Source organism: Streptomyces sp. So13.3, assembly GCF_005860785.2.
Taxonomy (GTDB): domain Bacteria; phylum Actinomycetota; class Actinomycetes; order Streptomycetales; family Streptomycetaceae; genus Actinacidiphila; species Actinacidiphila fildesensis.
In genome coordinates this window covers 1901755-1923039 of record NZ_CP048835.1, presented here as the reverse complement: position 1 = coordinate 1923039, position 21285 = coordinate 1901755, and the positions used below count along the sequence as shown (strand labels likewise).

Annotated in this window: 21 protein-coding genes and 1 pseudogene; 19 read left to right on the top strand and 3 right to left on the bottom strand. The window is 69.3% G+C overall.

Going from position 1 to position 21285, the window contains the following annotated elements; translation table 11 throughout:
- Nucleotides 1-185 precede the first annotated feature (185 nt).
- From C8250_RS08790 to C8250_RS08765, 6 genes are all read left to right on the top strand, one after another.
- A complete protein-coding gene (locus tag C8250_RS08790) occupies nucleotides 186-1511 on the top strand; it encodes a cation:proton antiporter (protein WP_138354013.1) in 1326 nt (441 codons plus the stop codon).
- A complete protein-coding gene (locus C8250_RS08785) occupies nucleotides 1498-1968 on the top strand; it encodes a CBS domain-containing protein (RefSeq protein ID WP_138354012.1) in 471 nt (156 codons plus the stop codon). The genes C8250_RS08790 and C8250_RS08785 overlap by 14 nt, the downstream gene beginning before the upstream one ends.
- Nucleotides 1965-3263, top strand: a complete 1299-nt coding sequence (locus C8250_RS08780; protein ID WP_138354011.1) for an ArsB/NhaD family transporter — start codon at nucleotides 1965-1967, stop codon at nucleotides 3261-3263. The genes C8250_RS08785 and C8250_RS08780 overlap by 4 nt, the downstream gene beginning before the upstream one ends.
- 75 nt (nucleotides 3264-3338) lie before the next feature.
- On the top strand, nucleotides 3339-3650 hold the full coding sequence (locus tag C8250_RS08775; protein WP_164299125.1) for a hypothetical protein: 312 nt from the start codon (nucleotides 3339-3341) through the stop codon (nucleotides 3648-3650).
- A gap of 44 nt (nucleotides 3651-3694) precedes the next feature.
- Entirely contained in the window at nucleotides 3695-4063 is a 369-nt protein-coding gene (locus tag C8250_RS08770) for an STAS domain-containing protein (protein WP_164299127.1), read from the top strand.
- A 55-nt stretch (nucleotides 4064-4118) separates the two neighbouring features.
- Entirely contained in the window at nucleotides 4119-4481 is a 363-nt protein-coding gene (locus C8250_RS08765) for a hypothetical protein (protein WP_239070170.1), read from the top strand.
- Nucleotides 4482-4898: 417 nt separating this feature from the next.
- Here the strand turns inward: C8250_RS08765 and C8250_RS08760 are convergent, their stop codons facing one another.
- Nucleotides 4899-5474, bottom strand: a complete 576-nt coding sequence (locus C8250_RS08760) for a TerD family protein (protein WP_138354009.1) — start codon at nucleotides 5472-5474, stop codon at nucleotides 4899-4901.
- 207 nt (nucleotides 5475-5681) lie between these two features.
- Between C8250_RS08760 and C8250_RS08755 the strand changes: the two genes are divergently transcribed.
- From C8250_RS08755 to C8250_RS08715, 9 genes and pseudogenes are all read left to right on the top strand, one after another.
- Complete coding sequence (locus tag C8250_RS08755; protein WP_138354008.1) at nucleotides 5682-5861, top strand: hypothetical protein; 180 nt, start codon at nucleotides 5682-5684, stop codon at nucleotides 5859-5861.
- A gap of 193 nt (nucleotides 5862-6054) precedes the next feature.
- Nucleotides 6055-6596: pseudogene (locus C8250_RS08750) on the top strand (helix-turn-helix domain-containing protein); the annotation flags it as partial.
- Between the two features lie 101 nt (nucleotides 6597-6697).
- Complete coding sequence (locus C8250_RS08745; protein WP_138354033.1) at nucleotides 6698-8521, top strand: NAD-binding protein; 1824 nt, start codon at nucleotides 6698-6700, stop codon at nucleotides 8519-8521.
- 411 nt (nucleotides 8522-8932) lie between these two features.
- Nucleotides 8933-10228 carry a molybdopterin-dependent oxidoreductase gene (locus C8250_RS08740; RefSeq protein ID WP_164299131.1) on the top strand — a complete coding sequence of 432 codons (1296 nt, stop codon included), beginning with the start codon at nucleotides 8933-8935 and terminating at the stop codon, nucleotides 10226-10228.
- Nucleotides 10225-10806, top strand: a complete 582-nt coding sequence (locus C8250_RS08735) for a hypothetical protein (RefSeq protein ID WP_346268726.1) — start codon at nucleotides 10225-10227, stop codon at nucleotides 10804-10806. The genes C8250_RS08740 and C8250_RS08735 overlap by 4 nt, the downstream gene beginning before the upstream one ends.
- A gap of 179 nt (nucleotides 10807-10985) precedes the next feature.
- Nucleotides 10986-11720, top strand: coding sequence for a glycosyltransferase family 2 protein (locus C8250_RS08730; protein ID WP_138354006.1), 735 nt, complete (start codon nucleotides 10986-10988; stop codon nucleotides 11718-11720).
- Entirely contained in the window at nucleotides 11717-12400 is a 684-nt protein-coding gene (locus tag C8250_RS08725) for a DUF2064 domain-containing protein (RefSeq protein WP_138354005.1), read from the top strand. The genes C8250_RS08730 and C8250_RS08725 overlap by 4 nt, the downstream gene beginning before the upstream one ends.
- Nucleotides 12397-13134 carry a methyltransferase domain-containing protein gene (locus tag C8250_RS08720; protein ID WP_138354004.1) on the top strand — a complete coding sequence of 246 codons (738 nt, stop codon included), beginning with the start codon at nucleotides 12397-12399 and terminating at the stop codon, nucleotides 13132-13134. The genes C8250_RS08725 and C8250_RS08720 overlap by 4 nt, the downstream gene beginning before the upstream one ends.
- An 80-nt stretch (nucleotides 13135-13214) precedes the next feature.
- Entirely contained in the window at nucleotides 13215-14639 is a 1425-nt protein-coding gene (locus C8250_RS08715) for a glycosyltransferase family 87 protein (RefSeq protein ID WP_244809034.1), read from the top strand.
- Between the two features lie 41 nt (nucleotides 14640-14680).
- Here the strand turns inward: C8250_RS08715 and C8250_RS08710 are convergent, their stop codons facing one another.
- Complete coding sequence (locus tag C8250_RS08710; protein ID WP_244809033.1) at nucleotides 14681-15952, bottom strand: GDSL-type esterase/lipase family protein; 1272 nt, start codon at nucleotides 15950-15952, stop codon at nucleotides 14681-14683.
- 532 nt (nucleotides 15953-16484) lie between these two features.
- On the opposite strand from C8250_RS08710, the gene C8250_RS08705 reads away from it, so the two are divergent.
- Complete coding sequence (locus C8250_RS08705; protein WP_138354002.1) at nucleotides 16485-17501, top strand: PP2C family protein-serine/threonine phosphatase; 1017 nt, start codon at nucleotides 16485-16487, stop codon at nucleotides 17499-17501.
- Between the two features lie 40 nt (nucleotides 17502-17541).
- Here C8250_RS08705 and C8250_RS08700 read toward each other — a convergent pair whose 3' ends face one another.
- Complete coding sequence (locus C8250_RS08700; RefSeq protein WP_187144787.1) at nucleotides 17542-17958, bottom strand: MerR family transcriptional regulator; 417 nt, start codon at nucleotides 17956-17958, stop codon at nucleotides 17542-17544.
- Between the two features lie 422 nt (nucleotides 17959-18380).
- Here C8250_RS08700 and C8250_RS08695 point away from each other — a divergent pair, with 422 nt between their 5' ends.
- The 3 genes from C8250_RS08695 (at nucleotide 18381) to C8250_RS08685 (ending at nucleotide 21220) form a co-directional block, all read left to right on the top strand.
- Nucleotides 18381-19880, top strand: coding sequence for a SulP family inorganic anion transporter (locus C8250_RS08695; RefSeq protein WP_138354000.1), 1500 nt, complete (start codon nucleotides 18381-18383; stop codon nucleotides 19878-19880).
- A 221-nt stretch (nucleotides 19881-20101) separates the two neighbouring features.
- Nucleotides 20102-20677, top strand: a complete 576-nt coding sequence (locus C8250_RS08690; RefSeq protein WP_138353999.1) for a TerD family protein — start codon at nucleotides 20102-20104, stop codon at nucleotides 20675-20677.
- Between the two features lie 87 nt (nucleotides 20678-20764).
- Nucleotides 20765-21220, top strand: a complete 456-nt coding sequence (locus tag C8250_RS08685) for a TerB family tellurite resistance protein (RefSeq protein WP_138353998.1) — start codon at nucleotides 20765-20767, stop codon at nucleotides 21218-21220.
- Nucleotides 21221-21285 lie beyond the last annotated feature (65 nt).

Here is a 21285-nt window from a genome sequence, read left to right as displayed (position 1 = left end):
GGGCCCGGCCGTTTCCCGGGCCCGCAGGACTTGGTATCCGGCGGCTCCTTGGGCGCGGTCGCGTGGGAACACCGTCAGGAATGCGCCAAGAGACCGTAAGGGTCGTGTAAGTTCGGTGACGGTGTGCCGGGAAGTCTGGTCGGCGATCGCTTTGGCGATCCTTCTGCCGATCCAGGGAGCTTCTTGTGGTACTCGTCGCGGTGTTCGGTGTCGCCCTGCTCATAGCGGTGTTGGTGTCCGGTCTCGCCGCCCGCTCCGTCCTCTCCACATCCCTGCTGTTCCTGCTCGCCGGTGCCGCTGTGGGTGACGGCGCTCTGGGCCTGGTGCACATCGCCCCGGACAGCCCCCTGGTGACCGCGACCGCGGACCTGGCGCTGTTCACGGTGTTGTTCACCGACGGCATGCACGTCTCCTTCCCCAGCCTGCGCGCCGCGTGGCGCAACCCCGCCCGCGCACTGGGCATCGGGATGCCGTTGGCGTTCGCGGGTGTGGCGGTGCTGACGCACTATCTGGTGGGACTGGACTGGACCACGTCGTTGCTGGTGGGTGCGGTGCTGTCCCCGACGGATCCGGTGTTCGCCTCGGCGATCGTGGGCCGCAAGGAGGTACCGGCCCGGCTACGGCAGTTGTTGAACGTCGAGTCGGGACTCAACGACGGTCTGGCGCTGCCAGTGGTACTGGTCCTGATCACCGCCGCCGGCCCGCTGCACGCCGAGGGGAACGGCTCGCTGGGGGTCGTGGGCCTGGAGCTGGCCGGCGGTCTTGCGCTGGGCGTGGTGGTGCCGCTGCTGATGACCGCCGTGGTGCGGCTGCCGGGACTGGGCGCGGAACCGCGCCTGCAGCCGTTGGGGCCGCTCGCGGTCGGCATCGTCCTGTACGCGACCTGCCACCTGACGGGCGCCAACCCCTACCTGGCGGCCTTCGCCGCCGGTGCGGTGCTGGCCTCCTCCGCCCCGCAGACCGCCCACGCCTTCGAGCCGTTGGGCGAAGCACTGGCGGAACTGAGCAAGTTCGCCGCCCTGCTGGTCTTCGGCGCGCTACTGACCCCCGCCCTGTTCGGGAGCCTGTCGGTCGGTGGATACGTGGTGGTGGTGCTGGCGATCGCGCTCATCCGCCCGGCATCCTTGCTGATCTCCCTGCTCGGCACACGGATCGACAGCCGGGAGAGGTGGGTGGCGGCCTGGTTCGGACCCAAGGGCTTCGCCTCGGTGGTCTACGGGCTGCTGGTGCTGCAGGCGGGCATCCCACAGGGCGAACAGGCGTACACGCTGATCGCGGTGTGCATCGCGGTCTCCATCGCCGTGCACTCCAGCAGCGACGTCCCCATCGCCCGCCTCTTCCACGTCGACGACCTGCTCGGTATCCCCGACGACGAGGACGACGACACCGCCGGCGTTGTGGAAGGCCGCGATCCGCAACCACCGGTCCCCGCACCGGCCGCGGACCCGGAAACCGCCCCGAAGAACGACGCCGACCCCCACAGCAAGGAGCCCCGACGTGCGCGCACGTGATCTGGCCGAACCGTACCCGAGCATCGGAGTCGGCGACGACGCCCTGACCGCCGCCCGGCTGTTGGCCGAGGAACGCCTGCCGGCCGTCCTGGTGCTGGACGCGCACGGGATGCCCGGCGCGATCCTGCCCGCCTCCCAACTGGTACGCCTGCTGGTGCCGAACTATGTATTGGAGGACCCGGCGCTGGCCGCGGTGATCGACGAGGCCCACGCCGACCGGCTGTGCCAGGCACTGACCGGCCGCACGGTGGGGGAGGTGCTGCCGAAAGACGCCGGAGCACCTCCTGTCGCTGACGCCGATGACACGGCGGTGGAGGTCGCGGCGCTGATGGCGACGTCCCGCAGCCCCCTGATCGCCGTGGTCGAACACTCCACCGACCGCCGACACGGCACGGACCATCTACTGGGCGTCATCACCGCCTCCCGGCTCCTGGAACGACTGCTGGACACCGCATGAGCAACTGGCACGCCTGGGCGGCTCTGGCGGTATTCGCCGGCGCCTACGTCCTGATCATCACCGAATGGGTCCACCGGGTGGCCGCCGCCCTGGGCGGCGCGGCCCTCATGCTCGCGCTGCGCGCCACCGACGCGGATGCCGCCTTCTTCTCGACCAGTTCCGGTATCGACTGGAACGTCATCTTCCTGCTGCTGGGCATGATGATGATCGTGGGCGTGCTGCGCCGCACGGGACTGTTCGAGTTCCTGGCGATCTGGGCGGTCAAGCGCGCCCGCGCCAAGCCGTTCCGCGTCATGGTCATGCTGGTGGTGATCACGGCGGTGGCGTCCGCGCTGCTGGACAACGTCACCACCGTGCTGCTGGTCGCCCCCGTCACGTTGCTGGTGTGCGAGCGACTCAATCTGCCCGTCGCCCCGTTCCTGATCGCCGAGGTACTGGCCTCCAACATCGGCGGCATCGCCACCCTGGTCGGCGACCCGCCGAACATCATCATCGCCAGCCGCGCCGGCCTGAACTTCAACGACTTCCTCGTCCATCTCGCCCCGCTGGCCGTGATCCTGACCGCTGTTCTGGTGGTCATGTGCCGGTTCATGTTCCGCCGGGCGTTCGTCTACGACGAGAAGCTCGCGGCCGAGGTGATGGCGTTGAGCGAACGCGAGGCGATTCGCGACCGCAGGCTCCTCGTTCAGGGGCTGGCGGTGCTCGGCCTGGTGGTGGCCGCGTTCGTGCTGCACCCGGTCCTGCACTACGAGCCGAGCGTCGTGGCACTGCTCGGCGCCGGCCTGCTGGTCGCCATCAGCCCCGTCAAGACCAACGACGTGCTGGCCGATGTGGAGTGGCCCACCCTGGCGTTCTTCGCCGGCCTGTTCATCATGGTCGGCGCCCTGATCGAGACGGGCGTCATCAAGGAAGTCTCGTCCGCCCTGGCCGACGCCACCGGCGGCAACGCCCTGGGCGCCACCATGCTGCTGCTCGGCGCCTCCGCCGTGCTGTCGGGCATCGTGGACAACATCCCGTACGTCGCGACGATGGCCCCCATCACCGCCGACCTGGTCCACACCGTGGGCGACACCCACGGGCACGTCCTGTGGTGGGCCCTGGCCGTAGGCGCCGACCTGGGCGGTAACGCCACCGCGATCGGCGCCTCCGCCAACGTCGTGGTCCTGGGCATCGCGGAACGCAACCGCACCCCGATCAGCTTCTGGACCTTCACCCGCTACGGCGCCCCCGTCGCGGCCGTCACCATCGCCGTCTCCGGCCTCTACATATGGCTCCGCTACTTCGCCCTCGCCTGAAAGATCAGCCAAGCGACGGCAACCGAGGTACCCAGCCCGCAGCCCCTCCGCACCATCCACCCCAGGCAGGCCCCATTGAACGCCACTCTCCTCTGGACGATCCTGGCGATCTGCAGCGCCGTTCTGCTGCCGGTCGGCGTCCTGCTGACCACCGGCACCCCGCTGCCCCGGCTGGCACCGTTCTGCACTCGGCGCCGGATGCTCGGCGTGTGCGCGCTGCGGTATTACGGGGCCGCGGCGGTCACCACCGTGGCGCGCCTCGTTCACGCCCACACGGACACCCTCCTGCTCTGCACCGGCATCGGCATAGCCATGACGCACGCGGCACTGACCCTCACCACCATCGCCTCCACCGTAGGACCCCGGTCCGCTCGCGCCCTGCCGTGACCCGACAGAGCCATCCGGACCGGCGCAGCCACAAGGAGATCACCATGCCGGAACGAGGATGGAAAGCGTGGCGCGCAGCCCGCGCCCTGCGCCGTATCGTCCATGTCCACCGCAATGACCGCGAACGCCTCGTCGTGAGCCTGCACGGAGAGATCAACCACGCCAACGCCGCACCGATCGGACAACTGCTGGCGGCGCTCCTGCAGGCTTCACCCACCGAGGCACACCTCGACTTCGTGCAGGTCCCCCGCCTGGGCACGGCAGCAGCCTCGCTGTTCTTCCCCCTGATGGCCGCCGCCCGCTCCCACCGCACTACCCTCATCGTCCACCGCGCCGACCCATCGTTGCGCGCCGCGCTCCACGAACTCGGCCTCGACCGAACGGGACTGTCCTACAGCGGCGATCCCATCTGACGCCGTTCGCCGATCGGCGCGGGGGCAGCGTCTGGAGGCGCGTCACAGCCGTGTCATGATCTCGCTGGCGTCCGGCGTGGGTCCGGCGCGCGGGAGAGAGATCATGAACCCCTACCTTGCTCTGCCCCTTCTCCTCATAGCGTCGCTCATCGCCGCCGCGGGCTTCGCGGCGGTCACCCGTGGCTGGGTGCTGCCCAGGAATCGGCGCCACATCCGCAACCCTCGTCTCTACGGCTGGGGCCAGCTCATAGTGGCCTTCGCTCTGTGCTGGCAGCTTGTCTTCGGCATGCCGAGCCGCGATCCCGAAACCCGGGCGTGGGGAACCCTGACCGGCGCGGTGATGCTTGTTGCCGGATTTATCGTCGCGTTGATGGGCCAGCTCACGAGTAGTAGACGCAAAGGCAACAGCACGCGGTAGGAGAGTGCTGTGGCAGACCACGCGCGATCGCGCTGAGCAGACAGTATGGAGCAGATGGAACTCCCGTCGTGCGGGTAGGTGGTGTGCACCGGCCTCGTAGGCAGGACAGTGTCCGGCCTCCGGGCACAGCCGGTGCGGCCAGGAACAGGATGCACGAGAACACGGTGATGCCGATCCGCAGCCAAGTCATAGGCGATGAAGCCCCTCTCGCCGTGTCGAGGCATCCGAAACGGCTGATGTCCCTGAAGACCGGGCGCAGCACCGATGCAGCCTGGTGGCAGCCCGGCATCCGGTCATCGCCCGGCCCGATGAGAGAAGCAGGGTGAGGGCCGCTTGGTAACTCGGCGGGATCCCGGTGCTGCTACTGCCGAGCCGGGTCAGCTGGGCGATGTGGGCGCTCAGGGTTCACGCGCACGGTCAGGCAGCCCCCGCCGAACTCGTCCCCGGAGCGCCATCCGGCCCGGACTGTTCGGCACCGCCCATCTCCTGAGTGAAGGCCAACGGGTCGCTGTCGAATCCGCGGGTCATCTCGTGGAACTCCCACTCGCCGGAACTCAACCTGCTGAACTCCGCGACCGTGGTGGCGGTGGAGCTCGCAACCAGCGTGAAGTCGGTCGCCAGCAGTTCGGTGTATCCCTCAACGACCACTACGGCGGCGTTCTCGATGGCACTGAAGGTGCGACGCCCGCCGTCCTGATGGATGACCACCCCCACCACGACACGCCCGTAGGAGGATGACAGCCGGTCGAGTTCCAGCACCATGACCTCGACGAAGCCGAAACCCTGTCCGGTCTGGCTGTGCCGGGTCATGTTGATGGTGCCGTCCGGTGATCTGCTGTCGTAGTGAACGACATATACCGGCCGCCCGTGAAGGTCGTCCAGGGAGTAGGTCGCAGCGATGATGTCGAGATGCCGGGGCGGTTCCCCGAAGGGGCTGGGGTCCCACTTGAGTCTCACATCGATCTTTCGGAGCCCCTTGTTCACGCTGCTCACCGGACGCTGCCTCCCCGCTCCCGACCCCTGCGGGACCCACCTGGCCCCACCCTTCAATTATGGTTCGTGACGAGCCACTTGATACTTCGTTAACGCTTCTGTGCCAGGGCTGCCCAAGCATCGGCCCTGGTCATCATTCCGTCGCTCGTCCAGGATCCGGCCGATTGCGGCGGGCTCGGGGTCCCTGGCCTGTCCGTTTGGTTGTCAGTGCGCGTCACACCCCTGTGGACCGTCTTCCCGGTCGGCGAGACCGTGCAGGTGGGCGCGGCCTCACCTGACCTGAGCCTGTCCGGGCCGGGCGAGTTCGACCTCTTCGGGCGGGCGATCCCCACCCGACTGCGGTTCGAACTCCCCATCCGTTCTCTGCTGCGGCTGACAGGCATCTGATGTCGGCGTCTCTACAGCGGCCTTTTGGACACCCGATGCCTTCTCACGTCCAACGTCCGCACCAGCCCGTCGAGATCCAGGAGAGCGTGTGGCGCAGTGGGAGATATCGGAGCATTGTCTCGAGGGGTAGGCCAGTATCTTGGCCGAGGTGTGCCTGACGGGCCGTCGGCTGGCCCGTGACGAGCTCGAATCGGCACATGCCGTCCGGTCGCCGAGGGTCCCGCCGTGAACGACGACACGGACCCCATCACCCGTCGGGTGGCGGGCGCGCTGATCAGCCGGTTCGGCGATAGCGGGGTTCTACTCACCACGAAGGAGGGCCGGCCGGTCTGCATCGCCCCGGGCGATCAGGCGGATGTCCTGGCCCATTTCGATCAGCAGCCGTAGGCGGCTTCGCCCGGCGGACCTGCTGCTTCCCGGTTCTGACCGGTGACCGGCAGGCAATGGCAGATCTCGTGCAGAGCACCCTGGGGCCGTTCCTGCAACCACGTGGCGGAGCCGGCCATTCCTGGAGACACTGACCGTGTACTTCGAAGCGGGCTGTGTCTCGGCCGAGGCCGCGCGGCACCTCGGCTTGAGCGTTCGTGCCCTGACTTACCGACTTGACCGCATCCGCCAACTCACCGGCTCCGACCCCGCCGAGCCGATGCATCGCTACACCCTGCAGGCCGCCGTGATCGGGCCCGGTTGCTGGACTGGTCGATTGAGGAGATCCAGTCGGACCCCAGCGCATGATCCGTACCCGGACGGGGTGGCCGCAGGACACCGCCTTGCGGCACTGTACGGAGGTGCTGAACCTCCCGAACCAGCTCCCTCCCGCAAATCACGTCGGCCACATGGTGGTGTGCGGCGACGACGCGCTCGCGTACCGGCTCGTTCACGAGCTCAGCGGCGTTTACGGAACGCACGTCACCGCCCTCGTGTCATCCCTGGAGCGCAACCATGCTCCGCGGATCGCCGAACTCGGCCTGCTTCCCGGTGTGTCGGTGACCGTCCTGGAGGCACTCGACCCGGACGAGGCCACGCTGCGCGCGGCAGGTGTGGATCGGGCGGTGGCAGTGGCGCTGACGTACGGGGACGACCAGACCAATATTCACGCCGCTTTGCGGGCCCGGCGCCTCAACCCGGACGTGCGCCTGGTGATCCGCATGTTCAACCGCAAGCTCGGCCGGCATCTCGGCGAGATGTTGGAGCGGGCTTCCGCGGCCCGGTCCCCTCAGCCGAGGCGGTCCGACATTGACGCGTCCATCACGGTGCTGTCCGATGCCGACACCGCCGCACCGGCCCTGGTCGCCGCGGCGGTCGTCGGCAGCAGTAAGGTCGTCCAGGCTGATGGCCTGCTGTTGCGCGCCGCCGAGCGCCCGGTGGGCAGCGAGGGAAGTCGCCCGCACTTGTGCACCCTGGCCCTGCTGCCGGACCCGGTCACCGACCTCAGCCGTGACGACCCCGGCTCTGATCCGCAACTGTTGCCTGACGACGCGGCGGTGAATGCCGCGGACGGCGGTCGCAGCCGGGTGGTACTGGAGGCGATCACGCGACGGCCCGGGCCCGCGGTGCCCCGCAGGCGGCTGCCGCGCGGGCTGCCGATGCGGGAGCTGTTCTCGAGGCGGCTGCGTTGGACCGTCGCTGGGCTGGCCATTTTGCAGGGGCTTTTCGCTGTCCTGACGTGGCAGGTGAGCGGTGGGGCGCCTTTGCGGGCAGCGTACTTGTCGATGCTCGACCTGCTGAGTCTGGGCGATCCGGCGCTCGGTGAGCCGACCGGGCGGCAGGTGCTGCAGTTGCTGTCCGGCTTGTCAGGGATGGCACTGCTGCCGGTGCTCTTCGCGATCGTCGTCGAGGCGTTGGGCGCGTTCCGTAACGCGACCGCGCTGCGGCTGCCGCCGCGCGGACTGTCAGGGCACATCGTGCTGCTGGGTCTCGGCAAGGTCGGCAGCCGGGTGCTGGACCGGCTGCACGCCCTGGACATCGATGTGGTGTGCGTCGAGCAGGACCCGCAGGCCCGCGGTGTCGTGCTCGCTCGCTCTCTTCGGGTGCCGGTGATCATCGGAGACGCGACGCAGGAAGGTGTACTGGAGGCGGCGAAGATCGGTCGCAGCCGTGCCCTGCTGGCCTTGACCAGCAGCGACAGCACCAACCTGGAGGCGGCCCTCTACGCGCGCGAGAGCAAGGCCGAACTGCGGGTGGTGATGCGACTGTTCGATGACGAGTTCGCCACCGTCGTCTCCCGGACTTTGCGGGCGTCCTACCCCCAGGCCACCACCCGCAGCCGCAGCGTCTCCACCCTGGCCGCCCCGGCCTTCGCCGGAGCGATGATGGGCCGCCAGATTCTGGGCGCCATCCCGATCGAGCGGCACGTCCTGCTCTTCGCCGCTGTCGACGTGCGGGGACTGCTCGAACTGGAGGGCCGTACCATCGCCGAAGCCTTCCAGCCCGGCGCCTGGCGCGTCCTGGCGCTTGACCTGGCCGAGCCGGCGGAACGCCGCCCCGACCTGTCCGCCACACCGGAGAACGGACCCGCAGCGCGAGAGCCGGAACTCGCCTGGGAAGTTCCCTCGGGCTACGTTCTGCGCCCCGAGGACCGTGTCGTCCTTGCAGCCACCCGCCACGGCCTCGCCCGCCTTTTGCGCCACGCCGGCCAGAGCGCACACAGCACAAGCTGAAGCCCCGCACCGCGACTCACCCCGGACTCTCCATGGCCGGTCGATAGAGCCAGTCGCCGCGGACAAGGCGATCGACGCCATCACGTGGCCTTGCACGCGCGTGGCGGGTCGTCAGGGTGATGTCGGAATGTCGCAAGGAGTCGCTGACGCTCGCGGACGGCCGCTACGGCATACGGTCATCTGGATACTTTGAGTGACCGAGAAGGGGCAGAGATGGACGATGAGCAGGATGCGAACCTTCCTCCCCTTCCGCGGCCTTCGGGGGGCGGCCCCAGCAGTTCTGGAGATGGTGCTGCTGAGCAGTCGGCTGCTGAACCGACCTCATCCGAGCCTGTGAGTCGGTACGATGGCGAAGCCTCCGCCCCTACTCCCGCCGACGCCCCGGAGCCGACGCCCGAGCAGCCTGGCCGTTTGCGGGCGCTGCTTGCGGCCGGCCCGCCGCCGGGTCCTGCCCGGCCGGGGTTCTGGCGCAGCCCGTTGCGCGGTCCGTGGCTGACGTCGGTGTTCGGGCTGATCCTGCTCGTGGGTATCTCGGTGCTCTTCGTGACCGGGCTGCTGTCCTACGCCGCGTACAACCCGGACCTGTCTCCGGTCAATGACCAGACCCCGGACAAGGGCATTCTGGGGTTCTACCTGTTCTCCTGGCCGACGCACCCGTACTGGCTCTACCGCCTCCTGCAAGGTGTGCACGTCACGCTGGGGGTGGTGCTGATCCCGATCCTGCTGGCCAAGCTGTGGTCGGTGATCCCGAAGCTGTTCTCCTGGCCGCCGGTGCGCTCGGTCAGTCATGCGCTGGAGCGATTGTCGCTGCTGCTCCTGGTGGGCGGCGCGCTGTTCGAGTTCATCACGGGCATTCTCAACATCCAGCTGCACTACATCTTCCCCGGCTCCTTCTACACCCTGCACTTCTACGGGGCGTGGGTGTTCATCGGCGCGTTCGTCGTCCACCTCGCCTTCCGCATTCCGACCATGGTCCGCGCCCTGCGCAGCCGCCGGATGCGCACCGAGTTGCGCACCCCGCTGGAGCGGACCGAGTCCGAACCCGCGGACGAGACAGGTCTGGTCTCACCGCGGCCGGCCCCGCCGACGATGTCGCGACGCGGCGCGCTGGGCATGGTGGGCCTGGGATCCGCGACCCTGCTCGTCGTCACGGCCGGGCAGAGCATCGGCGGACCCTGGCGCCGCACCGCACTGCTCGCCCCACACGGCGGCCCCAACCCCGGCTCGGGCCCTGGAGGGTTCCAGATCAACAAGACGGCGGCCGATGTCGGCATCCGGGCCCGTGACATCGGGCCGGAGTGGCGACTGACCGTGCGCGCCGGCACCCGTCAGATCGTCCTCACCCGGGCCCAGGTCCTGGCGTTGCCGCAGCACGGAGCCTCGCTGCCGATCGCATGCGTGGAGGGGTGGTCCACCGACAACCAGGACTGGTCCGGCGTGCGGCTTGCCGACCTGGCAGCCCTCGTCGGCCTGCACACCAGCCCGCCGGACGTCGCGGTGGAATCCGTACAGCGCGGCGGCGCCTTCCGGTCAACGGTGCTGCGAGACAACCAGGTCCGCGACTCCCGCTCGCTGCTGGCACTGCGGGTCAACGGAGCAGACCTCACCCCGGACCACGGCTACCCCGCCCGGATCATCGTCCCCGCCAACCCCGGCGTGCACAACACCAAATGGGTCACCCGCCTCACCTTCGGAGGCACCCTGTGAAAAGCCTCCGCGCCCGGTACGGCGCTTCCCCCCTGCACCTGCTGCTCGTCCTGTGCTCCTTCGCCCTTACCGCGTACGCCGGGACCCGGCTCCTCAAAGGCGACACGCTCCGCATCGCGATCTGGTTCGTGGGCGCGGCCCTCATCCACGACCTGGTGCTGCTCCCGCTCTACACCCTCACCGACCGCGCAACCCAAGCCCTCGTCGGCTCCCGCGGCGGTGCCGGGAGACACGACCGGCCCCGGACGACGTGGATCAATTACCTTCGCGTGCCGACCTTCGTCGCTCTGCTCCTGCTGATCACCTGGTACCCCTTGATCCTCAGCAAGGTCCCCGGTTACCAGCTGGCCACGGGCCTCCCCGCCGACGTGTTCCTCGGCCGCTGGCTGCTCATCACCGCCGCCCTCTTCGCCGCCTCGGCCCTCTGCCTGATCACCTCGATGCGGCGCCACCGCACCCCGCGTACCGAGCCACGTACGCAGACCAAGGGAGCAGGTGAATCGTCAGATTCCTCTCCATCCGCGAAACCTGGCCACAAGGCCTCACCAGAACAGAAGGAGCCTGAGAGCGACACCTGAGACATTTGTCCGGCTCCAGCTGCACTGGGCACGAGGCAACTCCGGTAGGTATGAGAGGGAGCGTGGTGACGGCCGGGTTCCGGGACTCTGGTGGTTCAGTTGACCACACCGGATGTGACAGTTGACGTCCGTGTTTCGTAAGGATCGAATGGCCGGAATGTCGGCCTCGGATTCGTAGGGTGAGGAGCGTGACCAACCCACCGACACCGCCTGTCGACGTCGTACTGCCGTGCCTGGACGAGGCCGGTGCCCTGCCCTGGGTGCTGGAGCGCATTCCGTCCGGCTGGCGGGCGATCGTCGTCGACAACGGCTCGACCGACGGCTCCGCCGACCTGGCCGCCTCCCTCGGCGCGACGGTGGTCCGCGAGCCGGTCCGGGGCTTCGGCGCCGCCTGCCACGCCGGACTGCTCGCCGCGACCGCCGACATCGTCTGCTTCTGCGACTGCGACGCCTCGCTCGACCCCGCCCTGCTGCCGTCCGTCGCGGACCCGGTGCTGCGGGGTGATCTCGACCTGGTGCTCGGCCGCCGCAGGCCGACCGCCCGTGGCGCCTGGCCGCCGCACGCCCGGCTCGCCAACCTCGAACTGGCCCGGCTGATCCGCCGCCGCACGGGCCTGCGGCTGCACGACCTCGGCCCGATGCGGGCCGCCCGGCGGACCGCGCTGCTGGGCCTGGAGCTGGCCGACCGCCGGTCCGGCTACCCGCTCGAAATGCTGGTCCGCGCCGCCGACGCCGGCTGGCGGATCGCCGAGACCGACGTCCCGTACGCGCCCAGGACCGGCCGCTCCAAGGTGACCGGCACCTGGCGCGGGACCTGGCACGCGGTCCGCGACATGAGCGCCGTGCTGCGGCAGCCCCCGATCGGCGCGCCCAGGGACGAGCGGACCGCCGCGGTCGCTCAGGCCGCACGATGACGGGCGCTCCCGGCGTGACGACGCTGCTGGTGATCGCGAAGGAGCCGGTGCCGGGGCGGGTCAAGACCCGCCTCACGCCGCCGTACTCGCCGCGGCAGGCCGCGGCACTGGCCGAGGCGGCGCTCGCCGACACCCTGGACGCGGTGCTGCGCGCCCCGGCCCGGCGGCGGGTGCTGGTGCTGGACGGCGCGCCCGGCCCGTGGCTGCCGCCGGGCTTCGACGTCGTTCCGCAGGGGGCCGGTGGCCTGGCCGAACGGCTCGCGGCGGCGTTCGCCGGCTGTACGGGGCCGACCCTGCTGGTCGGCATGGACACCCCGCAGCTCACCCCGGCCGTGCTGGAGCCGGCGCTGCGGCCGGACGGCTGGCTCGGCTGCGACGCGTGGTTCGGTCCCGCGGCGGACGGCGGCTTCTGGGCGCTCGGCCTCGCCGAGCCGGATCCCCTGTTGTTCCCCGGAGTGCCGATGTCGACGGACCGCACGGGCGAGATCCAGCGCCGCCGTCTCACCGACGCCGGGCTGCGGGTCCGTGACCTGCCAGTACTGCGCGATGTGGACACCGCGTCCGACGCCGCCGCACCCGGCTCGCGCTTCGCCGCCGCACTGCGGGCAGCCGAGCTCAGCCCGGAAGGCGCGCTGACGGCCCCGGGCCTCGCCGTCGCCGGCCGGACGGAGGCCCGATGACGGCGGTGGACGGAGCGACCGCGACGATCGCGCAGCGGCCCGAAGTGCCCGCCCCCGCTCCCTGGATCGACGATCCGTACGCGCACGCGATCCGCTCCGGGCGGGGGCCGCTGTTCCTGCGCAGGGCCGACGGCTGGCTGCTGCCGCTGGACGTGGAGCGCTGGTGCGCGGCGCCGGACGCCGCCGACATCGCGCTGCTGTACCGGTGCCGGCGCGGCCCGGTGCTCGACATCGGCTGTGGTCCCGGCCGTCTGGTGGCGGCGATCGCGGCCACCGGGGTGCCGGCCCTCGGGGTCGATGTCAGCCCGGCGGCCGTGGCCCGCACCCGGGACAGCGGCGGGGCGGTGCTGTGCCGTTCGGTCTTCGACCGGCTGCCCGCGGAAGGCCGCTGGGGCACGGCGCTGCTGATCGACGGCAATGTCGGCATCGGCGGCGACCCCCGCGCCCTGCTGGCCCGGGTCGGCGAACTGGTCGCCCCCGGTGGCCGGTTGCTCGTCGAGGCGGCGGCCTACGACGTCGACGAGCGCTTCACCGTACGGGTGCAGGACGGCCGGGGCCGGCACGGCCGGGACTTCCCGTGGGCCCGGCTGGGTGCGGCCGCCCTGCGGTCGGCCGCCGACAGCACCGGCTGGACGCCGGTCGAGGAGTGGTCCGTGGACGGCCGCCACTTCGTGGAGCTGTGGCGGGCTGACGTTCCGCATCCCGCACACAAGAACACCGGACAAAACCGATGAAACTGGGCACTCCTTACGGATCGCGGACGCGGGGCCCGGCGGGAGCCCGCCGGGTGCTTCCGCCTGCCACGGTGGGCGGTGTGGGAGTCCGCACTGTATGCACCTCAGTCCTCGTCGCCGTGCTGACCGCCGTCGTCGCCGTCACCATTCGCTCAGGAGGTTCCGAGGCGGACCCGCGACGCCTGCTGTACTGGTACGCGGCGGCCTGGGTGCTGTTCGCCGGAGCCGTATGGGCGGTACGCAAGGTGCCCGTGCGCGCCGCCGTGGTCCTGGTGCTCGCCGGCAGCGCCGCGCTGTCGCTGGCGGCGCTGAGCGGGCCGCCGCGCACCAGCAGCGACATGTACCGGTACGCCTGGGACGGCCGGGTGCAGGCCGCGGGCATCTCCCCGTACGCCTATCCGCCCGCCGCGCCGGAGCTGGCCGGGCTGCGCGACCGCTGGCTCTTCCCGCCCGGCCAAGTGTGCATTCCCCCGGATCTCCACCCGCTCGGCGGCGGCTTCTGCACGCTGATGAACCGGCCTGGTGTGAACACCATCTACCCGCCGGTGGCGGAGGGGTGGTTCCTCGCCGTTCACGCGCTGTCGCCCGACGGCGCCCGCCACAAGCCGACCCAGATCTCGGGCGCGCTGCTGGCCGTCGGGACCAGCGCCGCCCTGCTCCTCGTCCTGCGGCGGCGCGGCGATCCACGGCGCGCGGCGCTGTGGGCCTGGTGTCCGGCGGTGTCCTTCGCGGCCGTCAACGACGCGCATGTCGACACGCTCGGCGTGCTGCTGACCGTGCTCGCGCTCGGCACGTCCGTCCTGCCGCGCCGCGGCGCGCTGCTCGGTGCGGCCATCGCCGTCAAGCTGCTGCCCGCGGTCGTGCTGCCGGGCGCCCTCGCCCGCAAGGGCCCCCGCGACGCCGCGCGCGTCCTGGTGCCCGCCGTGCTGGTGATCGCGCTCGCCTATCTGCCGTACATCTTGACCTCCGGCTTCGGCGTCCTCGGCTATCTGCCCGGCTATCTGCAGGAGGAGGGGTACGAATCAGGCAGCGTCCGGCGGTTCGCGCTGCTGCGGCTGTTCCTGCCGGACGGCGTCGCCGCCCCGCTCGCGGTGGTCCTGATCGCGCTGACCGCCCTCTACGTCATGCGCCGCGGCGACCCGGAACGGCCGTGGAGCGGCGCGCTGCTCGTCACCGGCACCGCGCTGCTCCTGACATCGCCCTCCTACTACTGGTACGCCCTGCTGGTGATCGCGCTGGTCGCGCTCGACGGCCGCTGGGAATGGCTCGCCGTCCCCCTCGCGGGCACCGTGCTCTACATCGGCAACGCCATGGGCGCGCACGGCAGTTGGCTGCAGTCCTGGTCCTACGGGACCGCCGCGGTGACCGTCCTGGCGAGCGCAGCGCTGCGGGCGTATGGCGAGAGGCAGCGGTCCAGAAATGCCGTAGCGGCACGTCGCACTGCTGCTCCGGTGGTCGGTGATGTCCCTGCCACCAGTACCCCGGAACCCACAGCCCGGAGGTGAGAGCCCGGCGTCGATGTTCGACGCTCGTTGTCGCAATGTCGCTAGGGGAACGGAGTTGACGGAGTGTTGGTTGATCGCGCTGCTTGGGCCAGAGCCTGTTGGTCCGCGAGGGCGATCGCCAGTTCTCCGGCCGCAGTGGGGTGCAGTGGGGCGTCCGCGTCTGGTCCTTGAACGAAGGACTGGTCGCTGCAGAGCCGGTGCCCGTCGAAGTGCTGCTGGACGTCGATGAATCCGAAGGTCTGCGCTCCCTCGCGGAGGACGGCGTTGAGGTCCGACAGCCGGGACTCCAGAACCTTCGCCTTGTCGGCGGTGATGCCTTGGTCGGCCAGGCAGCCCACGTCGTCTCCGAAGGGGTTGTAGTACTCGTTGATGAGGACCGTGGGATGCTGAGGCAAGGCCGCCAAGTTCCCGAGCAGCGTGTAGTAGTCGTAGGCGAATGACGCGATCTGCTGATGGAAGTAGGCGGTTGACGCACGGTCGCCGCAGGCATCTGCCGCTGCGCACACGGCTGCCAGGGCCGACCAGTGCACATCGTTGGCCCCGACGCTCACGATGACGACCGATGCTTTCGGGGACCGTACGACCGCGGACAGTTGGGGCGGAGCTTCGCTGGCCCCGGCTTTCTGTGTGCCGAGCAGGCCCTCCCTGATGGTGGCGCTGCTGCAGGCCGCGTTCAAGGTGTTCCAGCCGTTGACCTCACCCAGGCGCACGGCGTAGGCGTCCTTGCTGCGCCGGCATGCCCGGTCCAGCGTGCTGGGATGGTCGACCAGGGGATTGCCGTCTCCCGCTGCGGTCGAATCCCCAATGATGACGGCCTCGATCCCCGGCATAGTGGGGCCGCCCGTTGCTGCTGTTGCCGGGGGACTCTTGCCGACCAGGTCCTCAATCGATCGCACCTGCCGCAGCGCCCGCGGTGTGGACGCCGCCAGGAGGTAGACGCCCGCTGCGTTCAGTGCGCATACCCCCACTACGGTGCCGGCCAGTATCTTGATCATCCACGCTCGCGAGGAGCGCCGAAGCCCTGCAACTGCCACGGCCATGAGCGCCGCGAAACCGGCCGCGATCAGCGTCTGCCACAGGAGGTAGCGTGCCCAGCCCGAGGTCAGGGCTCGGCTGAGGTCTGTCTCGACATTCTGTTGGCCGCCCGGCTGGGTGACGGCGTTGGTCTGGGCGTTCAACGTGATCTGCGCGAGCTTGAGACGCGGCCGGATGGGTCCGTCGAACTGCGGCTTGGTCGCGATCACTTCACCAAAGAGATCAAGCTCGCCCGGCCCTGACCAGTGCAGATCCGGTGCTGCCGCGCCTACCTGCACTCTCTGTCCCACTCCGGAAACCGACTGGAGCGGCGTCACTCGCACTGAGAGCCAGATAGACAGGGCGGCGATGCAGGCGAATGCTCCTGCGTACCCCATCGCGGCCGTGGCCCGCCGGCGCCAGAGCCGCATGGTGTTCCCCCTGCTCACCCAGCTCCACTGATCGATACCCGCCACCTCCAACTCTGTGACGTCCGGTCGCTGGAAGGCGCGGGCCCGGTCCGTCCTGTTGTGACGCTGACCCCCACGCTAACGCGCTTGGCCCTATCGGTAGCGAAGGGCCTGAACCACCCGAATCCGGGTAGTCGGCCCCCAGGCTACTTTGCACTGTGCAAATATGGTGACCGCGGTGAGACCGGACGCAAGGAGAACAGGCACCTACGGCCGTACGCCCCGTTTGCGGCCCTGTTCCCAACAGCTGCGGTCCGCATGATCGGACGCGTCGGTGACGACGCGGGCCAGGAGGAAGACCTTGGATCGGACGGCGCCGCCCCAACGCCAATTCCTACTTGTGGCCATACCGTTCGCCGCGATGGCCATCGTCGCGGGCGTCGATCTGCTGGCAGGTCCGGACGTGGGATTTCTGCCCTTGTTCTCCCTGGGGCCGGCCTTCGCGTGCGCAGCGGGAACGGTGCGCAGAGCCTTGCTGGTGGGTGGCCTGGCCTGGGTACTGTGTCTGAGCGTGGCTTCCTATGACGGCCTGCTGCTGTCGCATCGGGTGACGGTTGCGCTGGCCTCGACTCTGGGCGTCACTGCGGCAGCTGCTCTGGCTGCCTCCATCCGACGTCGTCACGAACATGAGTTGGCGGATGTGCGTTCGGTCGCCGAAGTCGCCCAGCGCGTCCTGCTGCGCCCGGTGCCACGATATGCGGGGCACATGCGTATCGCGGTGTCGTACACCTCGGCTGCCGCCGAGGCCCGAATCGGCGGAGACCTCTACGAAGTCGTGCCCCTGGGTGCGGGCGCTCGGGTCATCGTCGGTGACGTGCAGGGCAAGGGGCTGGAGGCCGTGGAGACCGCAGCTGTGGTCCTCGGCGCGTTCCGTGAGGCAGCGCCCGAAAGCATGTCACTCGCCGTGGTCGGTGACCGGCTGGAGCGCTCCTTGAACCGGCGCTTGGAGGGAGAGGAGTTCGTGACTGCGGTACTCGCTGAGATCGGCGAGGACCACAGTGTGCTCATGCTCAACTACGGCCACCCGGCGCCGCTGCTGCTGCGAGCAAATGGCACGGTTCAGTTCGCCGAACCCGACAGCTACGCCGCGCCCCTGGGGCTCGCCTCCCTGGGGCCTCCGAGTCCTACGCCGTACAAGATCGAATTGGCCCAGGGGGACCAGATGCTCCTCTATACCGATGGAGTCAGCGAAACCCGCGATGAGCGCGGAGAGTTCTACCCCTTGGCCGAACGGGCCCATCTGCTGGATGAGCTCGACCCCGAGACCGCGGTCGAGGCCCTTCGGCTCGATCTGGTCGCCTACGCGCATGGGCCCTTGCGTGACGACGCCGCGATGCTGCTGCTGCGTCATCGCGATGTGCCTGGAGTTCGCCACTGAGATGGCCGCTCGGGCGCCGCCGCGGGCGGGGTTGATCGACTCACGGGGCGGCCGGAGGGCGCCCGGCGGCCTGGAGCCGGCGTCGCAGGGTGGCGGCGAAGTCCTCGGCGCGCGAGAGCTGGACCCGTAGGTCGGCGATGCGGTCTTGGGCGGCCTGCTCGTAGCCGCGCACCTGTTCCAGCAGTCTCTCCCGTTCCCCGGGCCCAACGGGCGTGTCGGTGTCGAGGCGGTCGGTGGCTTCCAACAAGTCGCGCATCTGGTCGAGGGCGAAGCCCAGCGGCTTCATCCGGCGGATCACCATCAGGCGGGCAACGTCGGTTTCGGTGTAGAGCCGGAAGCCGCCCTGGGAGCGAGCGGAGGGGGCGACGAGGCCGGCTTCCTCGTAGTGGCGGATGGTCCGCAGGGACAGTTCGGTTCGGGTCGCTACCTCGCCGATCTGCATGTGTTCGGATTCCACGCCCGTCATCCCTGGCCTTTCGCGTCCACAGATTCACTTCGAAGTCGGCGTCCCGGCAATCCCTACTCTAACGTTAGGGTAGAGTTAAGGAGTGCGGAGGCGACATGCGTGCCCCCGCCGACCTGCGGCCTTCGAGTCTACGGGCGGGCTGCCCGCCCGTCGGGGCCAATGGCGTCCCCGCGAAGCCCGCTGAGCAGGAGATGCAGCGCGCGACAGCCGCAGGTGCCCGCGTTGTCTTCCGCCTTTCGTGCCACCCCCTCCGTGCTCACCGAGATGACCGGGGCCTTGAAGCCGGCCCCAATCCGGCCCGTCCGCCTTCGCTCACCGCCTCCAGGCGATCCGCGGAGGGCCGTCTTTGAGTACGCGTTCACATTCTCGCGCGCCCGGCCGGTCGCGCCCGAGCACGACAGGTGCCTACCGACTTGCAGACGTCCCTGATCACCGCTGCCGCGCGCCTGCGCGTCTCCCGCCCTGCCTGGCTGTCGCCGAAGGTCGCCCGCACCGAGGCGATCGCCGGCCTCGTTGTCGCGCTCGCGCTGATCCCCGAGGCGATCTCGTTCTCGATCATCGCCGGTGTCGACCCGAAGATCGGTCTGTTCGCGTCCTTCACGATGGCCGTGACCATCGCGATCGTCGGCGGGCGCCCCGCGATGATCTCCGCCGCCACCGGGGCCGTCGCCCTGGTCATCGCTCCTCTGAACCGCCAGCACGGCCTGGGATACCTCGTTGCCTGCGTCATCCTTGCGGGCGTCTTCCAGCTCGTCCTGGGCGCGTTGGGCGTCGCCAAGCTCATGCGGTTCGTGCCGCGCTCGGTGATGGTCGGCTTCGTCAATGCCCTGGCCATCCTTATCTTCACGGCGCAGATTCCCAACATGGTGGACGTGCCATGGGTGGTCTACCCGCTCGTTGCGGGTGGCTTGGCCCTCATGGTGCTGTCCCCGCGGATCACCAAGGTGATCCCGGCGCCGCTGGTGTCGATCGTGATCCTGACCGCCATGACGGTGGGCGCCGGCATCGCCGTGCCGAGCGTGGGTGACAAGGGCAAGCTGCCCTCGTCCCTGCCGGTGCCGGGCCTGCCGGACGTGCCGTTCACCGCCCATACTTTGACGATCATCGCGCCTTACGCGCTCGCCATGGCGCTGGTGGGCCTAATGGAGTCGCTGATGACCGCCAAACTCGTCGACGACATCACCGAGACCCGCTCGAACAAGACCCGCGAATCGATCGGCCAGGGCATCGCCAACATCGTCACCGGCTTCTTCGGCGGTATGGGCGGTTGCGCCATGATCGGCCAGACCATGATCAATGTGAAGACGTCCGGGGCCCGCACCCGACTGTCCACCTTTCTTGCGGGCGCCTTTCTGATGGTGCTGTGCATCGGCTTCGGCCCTGTCGTCTCGGACATCCCCATGGCCGCGTTGGTCGCCGTGATGGTCCTTGTCTCCTTCGGCACCTTCGACTGGCACTCCATCGCTCCCCGGACGCTGCAGCGGATGCCCGCCGGCGAGATCACCGTCATGGTGATCACCGTGGGCGTGGTCGTCGCGACCAGCAACCTCGCCATCGGCGTCGTCGTCGGTTCCGTCACCGCTATGGTCATCTTCGCCAAGCGCGTCGCCCACCTTGTCAACGTCTCCGCGGCTGCCGACCCAGATGGCACCAGCGTCGTCTACTCGGTCACTGGAGCCCTGTTCTTCGCTTCCAGTAACGACCTCGTCGGCCGCTTCGACTACAGCGGAGACCCGGACAGGGTCATCATCGACCTCACTGCCGCGCACATCTGGGACGCCTCCTCCGTCGCAGCCCTCGACGCCATCGAGACGAAATACCAGAAGCGCGGCAAGACAGTGGAGATCATCGGTCTCAACCAGCCCAGTGCCAAGATCCACGAAACCCTGAGCGGTGAACTCACCAGCCACTGAGGGCCTGCGCCGGCAGGGCGCCGAGTGTGTCGTGGGCTGAGTGCGGTGGCAGTGCGGTGCGCGGCCCCTGGCATGGGCGGCGTTTAGGTGGGAGGCGCGATCTCGCGCACCCGCCGGAGCCTTGCTGGTGGGAACCTCGGCCGTCTCACCAGCGTTGTTTGGTCAGGTAGGCGTTTTCGACGACAGGCGCGGTTCCCGCGCTGGATTGAGTAGGGGTTTGTATGGGTGTCAGCCTTGCTAAGGGCGGCAATGTCTCGCTGACCAAGGAAGCCCCGGGGCTGACGGCGGTCATCGTGGGACTGGGCTGGGACGCACGCAGCACCACCGGCGCCGATTTCGACCTCGACGCCAGCGCGCTGCTGGTCAACACGAGCGGCAAGGTCGCCTCGGATCAGCATTTCGTCTTCTACAACAACCTCAAGAGCCCGGATGGTTCTGTCGAGCACACTGGCGACAACCTCACGGGTGAGGGCGAGGGCGACGACGAGGCCGTCAAGGTCAACCTCGCCGCCGTCCCCGCCGACGTCGACAAGATCGTGTTTCCGGTCTCGATCCACGAGGGCGAGAGCCGTCAGCAGAGCTTCGGCCAGGTCCGCAACGCGTTCATCCGGGTGGTGAACCAGGCGGACAACAACGAACTGGCGCGTTACGACCTCACCGAGGACGCCTCCACCGAGACCGCGATGGTCTTCGGCGAGCTGTACCGCAACGGCGCGGAGTGGAAGTTCCGCGCCATCGGCCAGGGCTACGCCTCCGGACTGCGCGGCATCGCGCAGGACTTCGGCGTCAACATCTGACCTCAAGCCACACTGTGTCGGGGCCCGCGAACCACGCGGGCCCCGTTCGGCCGTTTCAACAACTTTTTGCACCTGAGGAGACGCCAGATGGCGCTGTGGGACAAGCTCAAGGAATCCGCATCCACGATGCAGGGCCAGCTCGAAGCGAAGAAGAACGACCTCAAGAGCGGGTCCTTCCGCGACGCGAGCATGGCCATGTGCGCGCTGGTGGCTGCTGCGGACGGTTCCATCGACCCCTCGGAGCGCCAGCGTGTCGCCTCGCTCATCGCGAGCAACGAGGTGCTGCGGAACTTCCCCGCCGACGACCTCCAGCGCCGCTTCAACGACTACCTGGCCAAGCTGACCGCCGATTTCGACTTCGGGAAGGTCAGCATCCTCCAGGAGATCGCCAAAGCGAAGAAGAAGCCCGCCGAGGCCCGTGCCGTGATCCAGATCGGCATCGTCATCGGTGGCGCCGACGGCGACTTCGACAAGAGCGAGCAGGGCGTCGTCCGCGAAGCCTGCTACGCCCTGGGCCTGCCGCCCGCGGAATTCGACCTTTAGCCACCAACAGGCCCGGCACGTCGGGCCTTGTCCAGCGTGAAGCGGCTGGTGTCGTGCAGCAGTTG

What these genes read in the sequence shown, in the direction of transcription:
- C8250_RS08780 (WP_138354011.1), top strand. Translation starts at nt 1,965, where the DNA reads ATGAGCAACTGGCACGCCTGGGCGGCTCTGGCGGTATTCGCCGGCGCC.
- C8250_RS08770 (WP_164299127.1), top strand. Translation starts at nt 3,695, where the DNA reads ATGCCGGAACGAGGATGGAAAGCGTGGCGCGCAGCCCGCGCCCTGCGC.
- C8250_RS08765 (WP_239070170.1), top strand. Translation starts at nt 4,119, where the DNA reads ATGATCTCGCTGGCGTCCGGCGTGGGTCCGGCGCGCGGGAGAGAGATC.
- C8250_RS08745 (WP_138354033.1), top strand. Translation starts at nt 6,698, where the DNA reads ATGGTGGTGTGCGGCGACGACGCGCTCGCGTACCGGCTCGTTCACGAG.
- C8250_RS08725 (WP_138354005.1), top strand. Translation starts at nt 11,717, where the DNA reads ATGACGGGCGCTCCCGGCGTGACGACGCTGCTGGTGATCGCGAAGGAG.
- C8250_RS08720 (WP_138354004.1), top strand. Translation starts at nt 12,397, where the DNA reads ATGACGGCGGTGGACGGAGCGACCGCGACGATCGCGCAGCGGCCCGAA.
- C8250_RS08705 (WP_138354002.1), top strand. Translation starts at nt 16,485, where the DNA reads ATGGCCATCGTCGCGGGCGTCGATCTGCTGGCAGGTCCGGACGTGGGA.
- C8250_RS08690 (WP_138353999.1), top strand. Translation starts at nt 20,102, where the DNA reads ATGGGTGTCAGCCTTGCTAAGGGCGGCAATGTCTCGCTGACCAAGGAA.
- C8250_RS08685 (WP_138353998.1), top strand. Translation starts at nt 20,765, where the DNA reads ATGGCGCTGTGGGACAAGCTCAAGGAATCCGCATCCACGATGCAGGGC.